The following is a 16,638-nucleotide window of genomic DNA, read 5'->3' on the forward strand; positions in this document are numbered from 1 at the left end:
CACCTTCACAAGGAAGGTGTTTTTATCAATTTAAAATCTATTTCTTCGGTGCCTGCATAAAGCGGAAGAAATCACTATCCGGTTTTAAAATCATCATATTGTCAGAATTTGCAAAACTTGCTTCATAGGCTTTTAAGCTACGCACAAAACTGAAGAATTGTGGCTCTTGTGCAAAAGCATCTGAATATAATTTTGCCGCCGCGGCATCGCCTGAGCCTCGTAATTCTTGTGCAGTTTTATTTGCATTAGCAAGAATCAACGTCACTTTACGATCTACATCAGCTTGGATAAATGCAGCTTTTTCTTTACCTTGAGAACGGTGTTCACGCGCGACTGCATCACGTTCTGCACGCATACGTTGGTAAATTGAAGAAGACACTTCGTCTGGTAAATTAATTTGTTTTACACGCACATCAATTACTTCAATACCCAATTCTGCCGTACTGTCTTGCCCTGAATTTAAAGCTTTTTTTGCCCCTTCCATTAATTCACCGCGCGTACCAGAAACGATATCTTTAATGGTTCTTGTACCAATTTCAGAACGCAAACGATCGTTTACTTTACGGCTTAACAAGCTTGAAGCTTGAGTATAATCGCCACCACCAGTAGATGTGTAGAATCGACCAAAATCACTAATTTTCCATTTCACATAAGAATCCACTAGCAAATCTTTTTTCTCAACAGTAACAAAACGTGTTGCTGATCCATCTAAAGTACGAATACGTGCATCTAAAACTTTAATGCTATCAATCAAAGGCACTTTAAAATGCAAACCTGGTTCATAGACAACCACTTTGTTATCTGCATCACGTTGTACTTTGTTGAATCGCAACATAATACCGCGAGTACCTTCCGTCACGACCACGACACTGGAATACACCACTGCCGCAATGACAAAAATAGCTGGTAATAAAAATTTACGCATTAGTTAAATCTCCCTTGGCGAATCGGCTCAACAGTGCTTGGTAGTTGGCTTGAAGAATGATTAATACGCTCTGGCTGTGATAAAACAGGCGCAGATTCTACCGCTCTTTCTGTTACGGCTGGCGCTTTAGCTGATAGTTTTTTACCCATAATTTGTTCTAACGGTAACACAGTTAAATTGTTACCATTATTGCCATCAAGCATCACTTTTGGCGTATTTGCCATGACTTTTTCCATGGTTTGAATATATAAACGCTCACGCAGTAAATCTGGTGCAGCTTTAAATTCAGGCAACAAACGCTGCAAACGTTCCACTTCACCTCGTGCATCTAACACAATACGATCTTTATAAGCTGTCGCTTCTTCAATAATACGTTGTGCATCACCACGCGCAATCGGCTCTTTCTCTCGGGCATAGGCTTCCGCTTCACGAATGAAACGTTGTTCATCTTCTTGTGCTTTAATCGCATCATCAAAGGCATCTTTTACTTCTTCAGGTGGGCGCGCAGATTGGAAGTTCACATCAATCACCTCAAGTCCCATATCATAGGATTTGATAATGTCATTTAATGCTTTCCACGTATCTTCACGAACAACCGCACGACCTGTTGTTAAAATATCATTCATTGACATATGACCGATCACATAACGCAATGCACTATCAGTCGCTTGACCTAGACTGTCATCCGCATTCGTCACACTAAAACGATATTTAGCAGGATCTTGCACACGATATTGCACAGTCATTTCCACACGAACCATATTTTCATCTTTAGTCAGCATTGAACCTTGCGTACGAAGTTCTTTAACTTGCTCGACATTCACCGGCAATACTTTATCTACAAATGTTGGTTTCCAGTTCAAACCTGGTTGAACAATAGAATGTAATTCACCAAAACGAAGCACCACACCACGCTCAGCCTCTTTAATGGTGTAGAAACCACTTACGCCCCAAATAATCGCACCGATGGCAACAGCAAGCGGCACCACTTTTCCAAAATTAAATGGCGTACTGTTTTGAGAACTACCATTATTTTGACCGCTCTTTTTATTTCCACCACCTAATTTTCTGAGAAGGTTATTAAAAATCTCCTCAATATCTGGCGGAGATTGTTCTTGATTCCCACGATTTTGATTGTTATTCCATCCATTATTATTGGATGAATTTCCCGGCTGTTGGTCGTTGCTTTGCCCTGGTTTACTCCAAGGATCGCGATCTGAACCGTTCTGTGACATTTCATTCTCCATTTGTCAAAAAATTGTTAAGAGTTTAGCTAAATAAATGGGGCGCGTCTATGAAAATGCAAGGCTTTTTAGGCAATAAAAAATCCTTGATTTTACACAAGGATTTTCTTGATTAATTCACCTCATAAAGAACGCATTTTTGAAGTTCTTTTATCTGTAAACTTTCACCACTCCACTCATAAAAGTGCGGTAATTTTTCTTGATGATTGACAAAAGCGGCTAAATAAATAGGGAGTTCATCAGTAAACCACAACTGCCCCTGCGGACAATAATCTGAAAAAATTTTTTGTTGTTCAGGGAAATGACGAACATTGGATAATTTTACGATCCCAAATCCTTGAGATTTCAATACAGCCTCTCGCAAACACCAACAGCGATAAAAAGCCTTCAAAGAATCCTGCTGATGATGAAACCAATCAATTTCTTCTTTTGGTGCAATATGTTCCATCAACGCCGTAAAATTTCTTATTTTAGGAAATTCAATATCAATTCCCACCGCACTTTTTTCTTCATTTCTAATATCTAATATTACTGCTACCCAATCACCAGAATGGCTAATATTAAAATCTATTCGCTCATCAATAAAATAAGGTCTGCCACTTTCGGTACGTTGAATTTGAGATAAAAGTGAGGTAGATTTTCCTGCTATTTTTAGAAGTTGGAAAAGTAATAAGTGAGCAAGCTGACGACACTGATGACGCTGAAAAACACGCGAGCTATCCGTTTCAGTTTGATATAGATTTTCTGGAATCAGTGCATAGGGTAAGGATTCCAAAGAAAAAGGTTGATTTATATTGCCGTAGGCGATGTAGGTTGTCATAAAAATAAAAGCACCATTCAAAGGTGCTTTTATATTAAAAGGATTTAGTTTATGTGTAAATTAGCGAATCACTAATTCCGCCACAGAAACACCGACTAAGCAAGCAACAACAACCCCAATTAAACCTGGCACCATGAAACTGTGGTTAAAATAATATTTACCAATTTTTGTTGTACCCGTTACGTCAAAGTTTACTGTTGCAATGTCTGATGGATAATTTGGGATGAAGAAATAGGCATAAGTTGCTGGCATCAAACCAACCAAGATTGGTGCTGGAATACCTAAACCAATACCAACTGGTAATAACATTACAGCTGTTGCTGCTTGGCTGTTAATTACGACAGAAACTGCAAATAATGCCAATGCAAATGTCCAAGGATAAGCTTGAACCATATCAGTAATCGCGGCTTTAAACTCTGGCATTGCATATTGGAAGTAAGTATCGCTCATCCAAGCAATACCATAAATCGCAATAGCAGCCACCATACCAGACTTAAATACCACGCCATTTGGCACGATTTGAGGATTTGTTTTCGTTGCAAGTAAAATCACACCACCAAAGCAAAGCATCATCATTTGGATGATTAGCGACATGGAAATTGCTTTTCCGCTACCGATAGTACGAATTTCAGGAATCATCGCAATCGCAACAATCACAACTAATGCTAATAAGAACAAATAAACTGATTTTTTAGCACCTTGTGGAAGGGCTTCATTCAATGTTGTGCTTGTGGTATTTAAAATACGTTCGCTCCATACGGGATCTTGTAAACGACGTTGATATTCAGGATCTTGTTCTAACTCTTTACCACGACGCATACTATATAAAGAAAGCGCTATCGTACCCGCTAAAGTCGCAGGAACAGTCACACAAATAATATCTAACAAACTAATATGCTCAAAACCAGGCATTGCAGTAATTTTACCTAAATAGAAGACAACAGCTGCAGAGAGTGGGCTAGATGTGATTGCTAATTGAGATGCCACCGAAGACGCTGCCATTGGGCGCTCTGGACGGATTTTATTTTTCAATGCAACATCGCCGATGATTGGCATGATTGTGTAAACTGAGTGACCAGTACCAAGCATAAATGTTAATAAATACACGACCAATGGGCCTAGTAACGTTACACGTTTTGGATTTTTACGGAGAATGCGTTCAGCAATTTGTAACATAAATTTCAAACCGCCTGCAGCTTCAAGTACGGATGCACAAGTCACTACTGCAAGAATGATGAGCATTACATCAATCGGTGCTTTCCCTACTGGCATACGGAATACGAAAACTTCGATAGCAAGACCGATACCAGACACAACACCTAATCCGATACCACCGTAACGGCTTCCCATATAAAGCATTAATAATAGGAATAAAAATTCTAAATAAAGCATAAGTACCTCAAAAATAAAAAAACTGTAAAAATAATACCCTTTTTGAGGCATAAAACTAAATCTTTTTTAAATTTTAGAGCAAGAATTTTATTAAAAGGTAATTCAGATCAATTTTACAATGCAGGAATAAGAGAAAAGTGCGGTGATTTGAGAAAGAAATTTTTGAAAAAAATTAGGCGACTTAAAAAGTCGCCCAACTTGAAATTATTGATTGTTTTGCACGTAGTCAATCGCAGATTGAACAGTTGTGATTTTTTCAGCTTCTTCATCTGGAATTTCGATATCGAATTCTTCTTCTAAAGCCATTACTAATTCAACTGTGTCTAAAGAGTCCGCACCTAAATCTTCAACGAAAGAAGCTTCAGATTTAACATCTTCTTCTTTAACACCTAATTGTTCAACGATGATTTTTTTCACGCGTTCTTCAATACTCATTTGTTTTTCCTATTTTGTTGGTTTTAACTCATAAAAGAGCGGTTAGTGTATGTATTTTTTATCAACTTGCAACTATTTTATAGGCTGGTCGCACCACGAAATAGACAATAAAAAAACATACACCGAGAAAAAAGCTGCATAGCACGTCTGATTCTATCACTATCTATCACACTTTACCACATTCTATAGTCTGAATTTTACTGGCTGTTCTAGATAACGACTAAAAACAGGAAAGGTGATTATCAATGAATATTTTCTGCTCAATACCTAATAATATTTTGTGACTCACTTCAAACTTTCAGTAAAAAGTAAGCCCGTTCTATTTTTTTTATCATCTTTTAAGCGTATTATCTCCAGAGAAGTATTGGAGAAAAAGATGTCTGACATTCAACAATTTAGTCAAGAAGATATGGAAATTGTGGCGGAAAAAACGCTATATAAAGGCTTTTTCACGCTAAAACAAATTCAATTTAAACATAAGCTATTTGCTGGTGGTGAAAGCGAGATTGTCACGCGAGAGTTACTCATTAAAGGTGCTGCTTCTGCAGTTATTGCCTATGATCCTAAAGCTGATTCTGTCGTTTTAGTTGAACAAGTACGTATTGGTGCAGCTTATCACCCTGAACGCATGCGTTCACCTTGGTTGCTCGAATTAATTGCGGGCATGGTGGAGAAAGATGAAAAACCAGAGGAAGTCGCTTTACGTGAAAGCAAAGAAGAAGCAGGAATAACCGTAAAAAATTTGACTCATTGCTTAAGTGTTTGGGATAGCCCAGGTGGCACGGTAGAAAGGCTTCATTTATTTGTTGGAAAGGTAGATAGCTCACAAGCAAAAGGCATTCACGGCTTGGCTGATGAGAATGAAGACATTCGCGTACATGTTGTAAAGCGCGAGCAAGCGTATCAATGGATGTGCGAGGGGAAAATTGATAACGGCATTGCGGTCATTGGATTGCAGTGGCTTCAATTAAATTATGCTCAATTACAAAAACGTTGGTTACGTAATTAGGTGGCATCGATGAAAAATACCTTTGTCTATCAAACAGAGAAATCTATCATAAAATTATTACAAATTACTGATCCGCATTTATTCAAAGAAAAAGAAACTGCCCTTTTGGGTGTAAATACACAAGCAAGCTTTACTCAAGTATTAAAAGAAATCCAACAAGAAAATAATACTTTTGATATTATCCTTGCTACTGGTGATCTGGTTCAAGATGGGAGTGATGAGGGATACCGCCGTTTTGTAGAAATGGTGACGCCTCTAAATAAACCTATTTTTTGGATACCAGGTAACCATGATTTTCAACCTAAAATGGTAGAACACCTAAACAAAACACCAATAGAAAGTGCAAAGCATCTTTTATTGGGTAAATATTGGCAAGCATTATTATTGGATAGTCAAGTTTATGGTGTTCCTCATGGTCAGCTCAGCCAACACCAATTAAATTTATTAGAAGAAAAACTTGCACAACATCCTAATCGCTATACGTTGGTAGTTCTACATCACCACTTATTACCAACAAATTCTGCTTGGCTTGATCAACATAACTTGCGCAATTCACATGAACTGGCAGAAGTACTTGGGAAATTTAGCAATGTAAAAGGTATTTTGTATGGGCATATTCATCAAGAAGTTAATGCTCTTTGGAATGGCTACCAAGTAATGGCAACACCTGCCACAAGTATCCAGTTTAAACCGGATAGCCATCATTTTACACTGGATAATCTACAACCTGGTTGGCGTGAAATTGAGCTACATGAAAATGGTTCAATTTACACTCAAGTAAAGCGGATCCAAGAAGCTCAATTTTTACCTAATATGCAAGAAGAAGGCTACTAATACATAAAACGACAGAATAAACTCTGTCGTTTTTAATTATTTGCATAGCCTTGCTCTGGTAAAGGAATATCATCCAAATAAGCCACGCCATTTTGAAGCTTTAAACGATTTTCCATAAACCATTTCACCACGATCGGATAAATACGATATTCCTGTTCACGAGTACGAGCTTCAATAACTTCCACCGTATCATTATCAAAAATAGGCACCTTGGCTTGTAATATAATTGCACCATTATCAACTTCCTCATTGACAAAATGTACTGTCGTACCGTGCTCTCTATCGCCTGCGTCTAAAGCTTTTTGATAAGTATTCAAGCCCGGATATTTAGGTAAAAGTGAAGGATGAATATTAATAATCTTTCCCTCAAAACGTTGTATAAACTCAGGTGTCAGGATTTTCATATAACCAGCCAGCACAATTAAATCAACATCAAATTTATCCAACTCATCAGCAATAGATTGATCCATTGCCAAATTGCTCTCAAAATTATTGCGTAAAAAAACACGTGAAAAAATACCCGCACTTTTAGCCCGAATTAAACCAAAAATATTTGCTTTATTGCTTATAACACAAACAATTTCCGCGGGTATTTGCTGTGTTTGGCAAGCATCAATTATCGCTTGTAAATTATTACCTTGACCAGAAATTAGAACAGCGATTTTTTTCATAATATTATCGATAAAATAGTATAAAGTTTCAGTTTTAATATCTAAAACATAAGGGCAGATATAAAATCTGCCCCTAAACCCGAATAATAATATGCTATAAGATCACAACCTTTTCATCATTTTCTTTAGCATCTTCTATGTGTCCAATTAACCACGCATCCTCACCAGCTTGTTTTAATATCGCCAATGCTGTATCAATTTGATCTTGAGGTAAAGCTATTACCATTCCAACACCACAATTAAAAGTGCGGTACATTTCATAGGTATCAATATTGCCATTTTCTTGTAACCATTTAAAGATTGCAGGCCATTGCCAACTTTTTTCGCTGATGACCGCTTTAGCATTTTTGGGCAAAACACGAGGAATATTTTCCCAAAAGCCTCCACCAGTTAAATGCGCAATAGCATGAACATTGACTTGTTTAACTAAAGCTAATACTGATTTCACATAGATTTTGGTTGGAGCAAGTAAATGTTCAATCAATGGCTTTCCTTCAAGCAGCGCTGTCGCTGGATTAACATCTGCAACCTCAATAACTTTACGTACCAAAGAATACCCATTGGAATGTGGTCCACTAGAGCCTAATGCAATTAAAGCATCTCCATGACGTACTTGACTACCATCAATTATTTCAGATCTTTCCACTACACCTACGCAGAAGCCAGCCAAATCATAATCACCTTCGTGATACATACCAGGCATTTCAGCTGTTTCACCACCCACTAAAGCACAACCAGCCTCTACACAACCATCTGCAATACCTTTCACTACATCTGTAGCTATATTTACTTCAAGTTTACCCGTGGCATAATAATCTAAGAAAAACAGCGGTTCGGCACCTTGCACAACTAAATCATTCACACACATAGCAACTAAATCTACACCAATCGTATCGTGTTTTTTTAAATCAATTGCTAAACGCAACTTCGTACCAACTCCATCTGTGCCAGAAACTAAAATAGGTTCTTTATATTTACTTGGAATTGAACATAGGGCACCGAACCCACCTAATCCACCAATAACTTCTGGCCGCGTTGTGCGTTTTACTTCCGGTTTAATTCGGTCAACCAAGGTATTGCCAGCATTAATATCTACACCGGCATCTTTATAGCTTAATGATGGTTTACTCACTATTTTTTCCTATTGAAATATTGGAGAAATAAAATCTAAACTGATTTTAACAGGTTAAGCAAACGTTTGCGATAAAATTTTTATGCTTCAATAATAAAAAATCTGCACCTCAAAAGTTTCCTAAGTTAAGGCTCTTGAGGTGCAGATAGCTATGAGTATTGAATAATGAAAAATTAATCTAGAATGTATAATTTACATTAAAGCGAATATCACGACCAGGTTCAGGCAATGTTGACACACCAGCACGTTGGCTGTGGCTTCGATAATATTTGTTATTTATTTTGCGTATTAAATCAAAATCTCTTTGCGTTTTTGTGATCTAAGTTGGCTACACATAAAAAAGCCCTGCATAAACAGGGCTTGAATCATTTTTTCTTACTTAGAAAGTATATTTTACTGTTGCATAATAAGCGCGACCTTGCTCATTGTAAGTGCTTGCTCCATTATTTTTACGATAAATACGTTTATCAAATAAGTTGCTCACACCAATACGCACACTAATCGTATCTTTCCAGTTATAGCCTGCACTTACCCCCCAAACGGCATAACTACCGATTTCAGTTGAGTTAGCTAATGCTGCCGCATTTTCCATTCTAATCTCTTTTACTTTACGACCAGTTTGTTTGCCATATTGTGTATAAGTCAGCATTGCGTCAAAACCGGCTGTAATCTGATAGCTCAAGCTAGAATTTAACGTATATTTCGGCACAATAGAAAGCGGATTGCCCGTATCTTTATTTTTGGTTTTGTGCATATAAGTGAAGTTATTAACCCAAGATAATTTATTCTCGATTAATGGTAAGGTTAAATTTCCCTCTAGACCTTCAACAAGTGCTCGATTCGCATTACTCCATTGGTATACTTCATTTTTATTGGATGTCACACCAATAAGCTTATCTGATGGCACAATTTTGTTACGGTAATCGTTACGGAAATATGTAATAGATGCAAGATAACCGTCTTTATTGTATTCCACTCCAATCTCTTTATTCCAGCTAGTTTCTGGTTTCAAATCTTCATTACCTTGGAAATAACATGCATAATCACCTGCGGTTGGGCAACCTTGACCACGTGTATAAAGTAAGTAGTTTGGATTAGTTTGATAAAGATTTGGTGCTTTATAAGCTCTAGCAATTCCACCTTTTACATTCACATTATCTGTGACAGCATACAGGAAATTAAGCCCACCACTCACATTCGATCCCGAATAACTATTATGATCATAACGAGCTGAAGGTGTTAAAATAAGCTTATCAGTCACCGAAACATTATCTTCTAGGAAAATAGCCCATTCGGTCTGGCTAGAATAACCACCGCGATTTTTTGTAATACCTGGGAATGATTCTGTTGGGTCTTTTTTTACTATTCTGTTTCTTTTCCCATTAGCATCCGTCACAAAAATCACTTGTTCTCCAAGATTTTGTGTCATTGACTGCTTATCATCTAAGGTGCTATGTGTACCTTCAAATCCCAAGGTAACCATGTGTTCTACACCAAGTGTAAGTGGAATATAGAATTCTGAACTAAAACGCGTATTTTTTAAAATTGAGTCAGTAAAACCTGTAGTGCTGGTATAACTTCCTTCTGGACCACCGGCTAATCCTTCAGGTAATCGGCTATTTTTAGTCTTATCAAATGCAATGTAAGTTTTGTTATCAAAATGATCAAACTTACCTTCATAAGTTAACGCATAATTTTGTCGGTATAAACGAGCAGTTTCCGCCTTTGAGCTAGCAAGTTGTCTGGTATAAGGTGCTTTAATACTATTGTAAAGATCAGTCGCACTATTTTGTGTATCACCGTTATAAATATTACCTTGGCGACTAAAGCCAGAATCCAAGGTTAATTTATTTTTCTCATTGATATTCCACACTAAACGGCCATTAATGTCTTTATTACGTACACCTTCACGACCAGCAATCGCAGGATTGCCATTAATACCGACTTCATCCGCTTGAGTTTTATTCCAGTTACCATATAAACGGAATTGCAATACGTCTTTAATTAACGCTCCGCTTAGATTAAAACCGACACGGTTCGTTGCGCCTTCATCGCTGTCTTCTGGTTGGTTGGTGTAATAACTTAAGCTACCGTGTAAATCATTGGTAACAGGTTTAGTGATGATATTAACTACCCCACCCATTGCACCTGAGCCATAGCGTGCTGCTGAAGGACCACGTAATACTTCAATTTTTTCAATCGCTTCAACCGGCACCCAGTTGCTGTCGCCACGAGAATTACGTTCACCACGTACACCATAACGCTCTGCATTACGAGAGGTAACAGGTTTCCCGTCCACTAAAATCAATGTATTTTCAGGTCCCATACCACGAATATCAATTTGACGTTTATTACCACGTTGTCCGGTGGAAGAATTACCCGTTAAATTCACACCAGGCATGGTACGTAATACTTCAGAAACATCATTTGTCGCAGGGCGTTTCTCTAAATCTTTTGCAGTAACAAGAGAAGAACCAAGTGATTGTTTTACCTGATTCTCAGCAGTAATTTTAATTTCATCTAAAGATTCGGTCTGATTTGCATAGCTAACAGTTGCAATAAAAACAGATAAAGGCAGTAATGCAAATTTAGTTTTTTTCATATTATTTCCTTAAGCAGATAATTGATAAAAATTATCGTTTTTTTTTGTATTTTCTGTCAAGTAATAAATTTCATAGAAAAAATGAAAATTTTTGTCATGCTATTTCGCTGATACTATCTTGCAATCCCAATAAATCTGCGTATTATCTACCGCCTCATTTGAACATCTCGGGTTCCCTCACCCCGATTCTTAGGTTAAAAAGGTATAAAATGAAATTAAATACACCAATCTTTAATGCACAACAAAAATATCGAGCCGTTATTTGGCTGAGTTTTTTTCATATTCTGATCATTGCAGCTAGCAATTATTTTGTGCAGGTTCCTTTCGAAATAACGTTAAAATTAACCGCACTTGGTGCAGCCAATGATTTTTCTTTTCATAGCACCTGGGGAACCCTCACTTTTCCTTTTATATTTTTAGCAACAGATCTCACAGTGCGCGTATTTGGTGCAAAAGATGCGCGGAAAATTATTTTCGTTGTTATGTTTCCGGCATTAATTGTCAGTTATGTTGTCTCTGTTTTATTTTCCGAAAGCCAATTCCAAGGCTTTAACGCATTAGCCCAATTTAATATATTTGTATTTCGCATCGCAATTGCCAGCTTTGCCGCTTATGTCGTTGGACAATTATTAGATGTCATCGTATTCAACCGTTTACGCCAATTAAAAACATGGTGGATAGCACCAACTAGCTCAATGACATTTGGCTCCATGGCTGATACGTTCGTCTTCTTCAGCGTTGCATTCTATGAAAGTGCCGATCCATTTATGGCTGAACACTGGGCTCAACTTGGTTTTGTCGATTATTTATTTAAGCTATTTGTCGGTATTATGCTATTTGTGCCAGCTTATGGCATTGTGCTAAATATGATCTTGCGAAAACTGCAAAAACTTACCGCTGCGCACCTTTAATGTAGCAATATGCACATGATCTTTTATAACAACAAAAAGGAACAATAATGACACAACATTCTCTTTCTCTTCGAGAAAAAATTGAACAAAGCCCGATGAGCGGTTATCAATGGTTAATTGTCGTGATGGCTGCCATTATGAACTTATTAGATGGCTTTGATGTCCTCGCACTTGCCTTTACTGCAACGGCCATTCGTGGCGAATTTAGTCTATCTGGCATAGAGTTAGGTTATTTATTAAGTGCGGGTTTATTTGGCATGACGGCGGGATCACTTTTCCTTGCTCCACTAGCAGATAAAATCGGTCGCCGCCCATTACTTTTAATTGCGGTATTTTTATCAGCTGTTGGTATGTTAGGTTCAGCATTTATTGCCCAATATGAAATGCTCGGTTTCTGGCGAGTCATTACAGGCCTTGGTGTAGGTGGAATTTTAGTTGGAACCAATGTGATTACCAGTGAATATTCATCAAAAAAATGGCGTAGTTTTGCCATTAGTGTATACGCTGCTGGTTTTGGTATTGGTGCCGTATTGGGTGGAATGTTTTCCGTTATGCTACAAAGTGAGTATGGCTGGCGCTCCGTCTTTTTAGCAGGAGCGATTTTAACCGCCTTATGCTTTCTTATTTTGCTTATTTGGTTACCTGAATCAATTGATTTCTTAACGAACAAGCAGCCTAGAAATGCAGAAATACGCTTAAATATGATAGCCCAAAAAATTGGTTTAGGTGAAGGATGGGTATTACCATCTAAAATAGAAAAAACAAAAACTAAATTACCTATTACTCAGTTATTCAGTGAAAAATACTTGCGTTCAACCTTATTAATTTGGACTTCGTTTTTTGCCATTATGTTCAGCTTCTATTTTGTCAGCTCATGGACACCTGCCCTACTAAAAGAGGCTGGAATGACCACCGAACAAAGTGTTAGTGTAGGCATGATGATCTCACTAGGCGGAACCTGTGGCGCATTAATTTATGGCTTACTTGCAAGTCGTTGGACGGCCCGTTCTGTATTAATTTTATTTACCCTATTATCTTCTGCATCGGTGATGTTATTTATTGGTTCAGCCTCTATTTTATGGTTAGCAATGGTATTCGGCATTCTTGTTGGCGCATTAATGAATGGATGTATTAGCGGATTATATACATTAAATCCACTCACCTATGATGCTGATATTCGTGGTACTGGTGTAGGTTGGTCGATCGGTGTTGGGCGTATTGGCGCAATTTTAGCCCCTACTGTTGCAGGTAAACTTTTAGATAGTGGTTGGGAAAAACAAAATTTATATATTGGTGTTGGATTTGTCCTCTTAATTTCCACTATTGCCCTCTTCTCTTTAAAACGTCGCCATTAATCAAATCTCCCGCTCACTTGAGCGGGTTTTCTTTGATATAACAGTCTTTACCAATACAGACTATCCTTTCAAAACATTCTCTTTTTCGCTACAATACGCCACTATTTTTTACATCATCAAATAAAAATGTCAGAAATAAAACTTATTGTTGGTTTAGGAAATCCTGGCGATAAATATACCGATACACGCCACAATGCGGGCGAATGGCTTATTGAACGCTTGGCACGTCGTTTTAACGTTTCGCTAAATCCAGAAAGTAAATTCTTCGGAAAAACTGCCCGCACTTTAGTGAATGGAAAAGAAGTGCGCCTTTTAGTACCGACAACTTTTATGAATTTAAGCGGTAAAGCGGTTGGGGCATTGGCAAGTTTTTACCGTATTAAACCTGAAGAAATTTTAGTGATTCATGATGAATTAGATTTACCGCCAGGCACAGCAAAACTCAAACAAGGTGGCGGGCACGGTGGACACAACGGCTTAAAAGATATTGTGGCTCAACTAGGCAATAACAATGATTTCTACCGTTTACGTATTGGCATTGGGCATCCTGGCCATCGTGATTTAGTGGCAGGTTACGTCTTAAATAAACCCTCACCAGCAGATCGCGATGCACTTGAAAAAGTGCTAGATGAAGCGACTGATTGTATAGAAATGATTTTCAAAGATGGAATGGTCAAAGCGACCAACCGTTTAAACAGTTTTAAAATTTAAAAGTGCGGTTACTTTTACAACCGTTTTACTCAAAATAAGGAAAAATTATGGGATTCAAATGTGGTATTGTGGGATTGCCAAATGTCGGCAAATCTACTCTTTTTAACGCGCTCACTAAAGCTGGTATTGAAGCCGCAAACTATCCATTCTGTACTATCGAACCAAATACTGGTGTCGTGCCAATGCCAGATCCGCGTTTAGATGCATTGGCAGAAATCGTTAAGCCTGAACGCGTATTGCCTACCACGATGGAATTTGTGGACATCGCAGGCTTAGTTGCGGGAGCAAGTAAAGGTGAAGGCTTAGGTAACAAATTCCTCGCTAATATTCGTGAAACCGATGCGATCGGTCACGTCGTTCGTTGCTTTGAAAATGACGATATTGTGCACGTTGCGGGGAAAATTGACCCACAAGATGACATTGATACCATCAATACCGAATTAGCCTTAGCAGACTTAGACAGCTGTGAACGTGCGATCCAACGTTTACAAAAACGTGCAAAAGGTGGCGATAAAGAGGCTAAATTTGAACTTTCTGTTATGGAAAAAATCCTCCCTGTACTTGAAAATGCGGGAATGATTCGCTCTGTTGGATTAGACAAAGAAGAATTGCAAGCAATTAAGAGTTACAACTTCTTAACTTTAAAACCAACAATGTATATCGCAAACGTAAATGAAGATGGTTTTGAAAATAACCCATATTTAGATCGCGTTCGTGAAATTGCTGCAAAAGAAGGTGCAGTTGTTGTTCCTGTATGTGCGGCAATTGAATCTGAAATTGCGGAACTTGATGATGAAGAAAAAGTCGAATTTTTACAAGATTTAGGCATTGAAGAACCAGGATTGAACCGCGTAATTCGTGCGGGTTACGCACTTTTAAATCTTCAAACTTATTTCACTGCTGGCGTAAAAGAAGTACGAGCTTGGACTGTTTCAGTTGGTGCAACCGCACCAAAAGCAGCAGCAGTAATCCACACCGACTTTGAAAAAGGCTTTATCCGAGCAGAAGTTATCGCTTACGAAGACTTTATCCAATTCAACGGCGAAAACGGTGCAAAAGAAGCAGGTAAATGGCGCTTAGAAGGTAAAGAGTACGTCGTACAAGATGGCGATGTGATGCATTTCCGTTTTAACGTGTAAGCCGTCAATATCACTCTATTAAAAATTTATATGGTCGATAAACAAAATTATCGACCATTTTATTTAATTCTAATATCTTTTAATACTAGCCTGTAAAGCTAGATAACCATCCCAAATTTATACCCACTTGAGCAATTATATTTAATAATCCAAACAAAATAATAAAGCCAATCATCATACTTCCCCCATAGACTTTATAATCTGCCATTGGAAATTTTTTACGACTTGCACGAACCAATAAGGCAGGCACAATAGCGGCCCAAATCGTTGCAGCAAGCCCAGCATAACCAATCGCAATCACAAATCCATAGGGAAATTGGAGGCTTAACAACAAAGGCGGAATAAATGTCACTATCGTTGTTTTTGTTCGTCCGAGAAAGCTATCATCAAACTTTAATAAATCAGCAATATAATCAAATAACCCTAATGTTACCCCTAAAAATGAACTTGCAATCGCCATATAAGCAAAAAAATTCAGAATAATCGCGATATAATCAGTTTCAATATATTTATGTAACGCTTCCAGTAAAGCAGACACATCACCGCCTTTTTCTATTACTGGTGCAAATTCTGTACGCGGTAAATTACCTTGAATCGCTAATTGCCATAAAATATAAATAACGAGAGCTAAACTGGTTCCAATAAAAATTGCTCTCATTACTCGCTGAGCATCTCGATTATAATATTTCACTAAGCTTGGTACATTGCCATGAAATCCAAAAGAGACTAAACACACAGGAAGTGCGGTCAATATATAAGGTAAATATTGCTGTTCACCAGAGCTTACGGTATTCAATAACACCTCTGTTTTTACCGAACTAAGCAATCCCGTCGTTGAAAGAAAAAAAGCAACAACCATTCCCGCAATTAAAACCGTCGTAAATCGATCTACGGCTTTTGTAGAAAACCAAACGAATACAGCCAAAACAACACAAAAAATTAAGGAACCTGAAGTACGCCCAATTTCTACCGCACTTTCTGGTGATCTCAAAAATTGATTTAATAAACTTTGCGTAATACCACCACCAGAAGTTATATAGGCATAAGTTAAAATATAAAGAACAAAAGCAACCGATAAGCCATTTATAAGATTCCATCCCTTGCCTAGCAAATCTTTCACAATCGTATCAAAGCTTGCGCCCGTCGGATAATGCAAGTTAGCCTCTAGAATCATTAATCCTGACGTAGTCATACAAAACCAGGTATAAATCAAAGCTAAAATGGAACCAATAAACCATACACCAGCTGTTGAAGTTGGATTGGCTAACATACCTGCACCAATTGCTGTTCCGGCAATAATCATCGCTCCACCAAGCAAAGAAGGATGTTTTTTTTGTGTCATAATCTTTTCTCAAAATAAAAATTCGCACTATTATAGTAGTGCAATGATAAAACGCAATATTTTATCTCTCGTAAAATGGTTACAATATCCCTATAATCAATCTATATTGTTTACTA

The 16,638-nt window shown here is 37.7% G+C and carries 15 protein-coding genes; 6 read left to right on the plus strand and 9 right to left on the minus strand.

Going from position 1 to position 16,638, the window contains the following annotated elements; translation table 11 throughout:
• Positions 1-37 precede the first annotated feature (37 nt).
• From hflC to acpP, 5 genes are all read right to left on the minus strand, one after another.
• Positions 38-925, minus strand: a complete 888-nt coding sequence (hflC, locus tag A9501_RS06385) for a protease modulator HflC (protein WP_046942512.1) — start codon at positions 923-925, stop codon at positions 38-40.
• On the minus strand, positions 925-2,160 hold the full coding sequence (hflK, locus tag A9501_RS06390; RefSeq protein WP_048953905.1) for an FtsH protease activity modulator HflK: 1,236 nt from the start codon (positions 2,158-2,160) through the stop codon (positions 925-927). Before hflK ends, hflC begins: the two co-directional genes overlap by 1 nt.
• 121 nt (positions 2,161-2,281) lie before the next feature.
• Positions 2,282-2,989: a 4'-phosphopantetheinyl transferase family protein gene (locus tag A9501_RS06395; RefSeq protein WP_048953906.1), complete on the minus strand. Its 708-nt coding sequence runs from the start codon at positions 2,987-2,989 to the stop codon at positions 2,282-2,284.
• 60 nt (positions 2,990-3,049) lie between these two features.
• Positions 3,050-4,381, minus strand: a complete 1,332-nt coding sequence (locus tag A9501_RS06400) for an anaerobic C4-dicarboxylate transporter (RefSeq protein WP_048953953.1) — start codon at positions 4,379-4,381, stop codon at positions 3,050-3,052.
• Positions 4,382-4,585: 204 nt separating this feature from the next.
• Positions 4,586-4,816, minus strand: a complete 231-nt coding sequence (gene acpP, locus A9501_RS06405; RefSeq protein ID WP_005627318.1) for an acyl carrier protein — start codon at positions 4,814-4,816, stop codon at positions 4,586-4,588.
• Positions 4,817-5,192: 376 nt separating this feature from the next.
• On the opposite strand from acpP, the gene nudF reads away from it, so the two are divergent.
• Together nudF and cpdA are read left to right on the plus strand one after the other, a co-directional pair.
• Positions 5,193-5,825: an ADP-ribose diphosphatase gene (gene nudF / locus A9501_RS06410; protein WP_048953907.1), complete on the plus strand. Its 633-nt coding sequence runs from the start codon at positions 5,193-5,195 to the stop codon at positions 5,823-5,825.
• Between the two features lie 9 nt (positions 5,826-5,834).
• Positions 5,835-6,659, plus strand: coding sequence for a 3',5'-cyclic-AMP phosphodiesterase (gene cpdA, locus A9501_RS06415; RefSeq protein ID WP_048953908.1), 825 nt, complete (start codon positions 5,835-5,837; stop codon positions 6,657-6,659).
• 32 nt (positions 6,660-6,691) lie between these two features.
• On the opposite strand, the gene purN is transcribed toward cpdA, so the two are convergent.
• From purN to A9501_RS06430, 3 genes are all read right to left on the minus strand, one after another.
• Positions 6,692-7,330, minus strand: coding sequence for a phosphoribosylglycinamide formyltransferase (gene purN, locus A9501_RS06420; protein WP_065265324.1), 639 nt, complete (start codon positions 7,328-7,330; stop codon positions 6,692-6,694).
• 94 nt (positions 7,331-7,424) lie between these two features.
• On the minus strand, positions 7,425-8,462 hold the full coding sequence (gene purM, locus A9501_RS06425; protein ID WP_048953910.1) for a phosphoribosylformylglycinamidine cyclo-ligase: 1,038 nt from the start codon (positions 8,460-8,462) through the stop codon (positions 7,425-7,427).
• 379 nt (positions 8,463-8,841) lie between these two features.
• Positions 8,842-11,064, minus strand: a complete 2,223-nt coding sequence (locus tag A9501_RS06430) for a FepA family TonB-dependent siderophore receptor (protein ID WP_048953911.1) — start codon at positions 11,062-11,064, stop codon at positions 8,842-8,844.
• 209 nt (positions 11,065-11,273) lie between these two features.
• On the opposite strand from A9501_RS06430, the gene A9501_RS06435 reads away from it, so the two are divergent.
• The 4 genes from A9501_RS06435 to ychF all read left to right on the plus strand — a co-directional run bounded on the left by A9501_RS06435 (position 11,274) and on the right by ychF (position 15,180).
• On the plus strand, positions 11,274-11,975 hold the full coding sequence (locus tag A9501_RS06435) for a 7-cyano-7-deazaguanine/7-aminomethyl-7-deazaguanine transporter (RefSeq protein WP_065265325.1): 702 nt from the start codon (positions 11,274-11,276) through the stop codon (positions 11,973-11,975).
• 47 nt (positions 11,976-12,022) lie between these two features.
• Positions 12,023-13,330 (plus strand): MFS transporter, encoded by a 1,308-nt coding sequence (locus A9501_RS06440; protein ID WP_048953913.1) that lies wholly within the window; start codon positions 12,023-12,025, stop codon positions 13,328-13,330.
• A gap of 126 nt (positions 13,331-13,456) precedes the next feature.
• Positions 13,457-14,041: an aminoacyl-tRNA hydrolase gene (gene pth, locus A9501_RS06445; RefSeq protein ID WP_048953914.1), complete on the plus strand. Its 585-nt coding sequence runs from the start codon at positions 13,457-13,459 to the stop codon at positions 14,039-14,041.
• Between the two features lie 47 nt (positions 14,042-14,088).
• Positions 14,089-15,180, plus strand: coding sequence for a redox-regulated ATPase YchF (gene ychF, locus A9501_RS06450; RefSeq protein ID WP_048953915.1), 1,092 nt, complete (start codon positions 14,089-14,091; stop codon positions 15,178-15,180).
• A gap of 85 nt (positions 15,181-15,265) precedes the next feature.
• Here the strand turns inward: ychF and mtr are convergent, their stop codons facing one another.
• Positions 15,266-16,522: a tryptophan permease gene (mtr, locus tag A9501_RS06455; RefSeq protein ID WP_048953916.1), complete on the minus strand. Its 1,257-nt coding sequence runs from the start codon at positions 16,520-16,522 to the stop codon at positions 15,266-15,268.
• Positions 16,523-16,638 lie beyond the last annotated feature (116 nt).

Origin of the sequence: Haemophilus sp. CCUG 66565 (assembly GCF_001679495.1) — a bacterium.
Lineage (GTDB): Bacteria > Pseudomonadota > Gammaproteobacteria > Enterobacterales > Pasteurellaceae > Haemophilus > Haemophilus haemolyticus_K.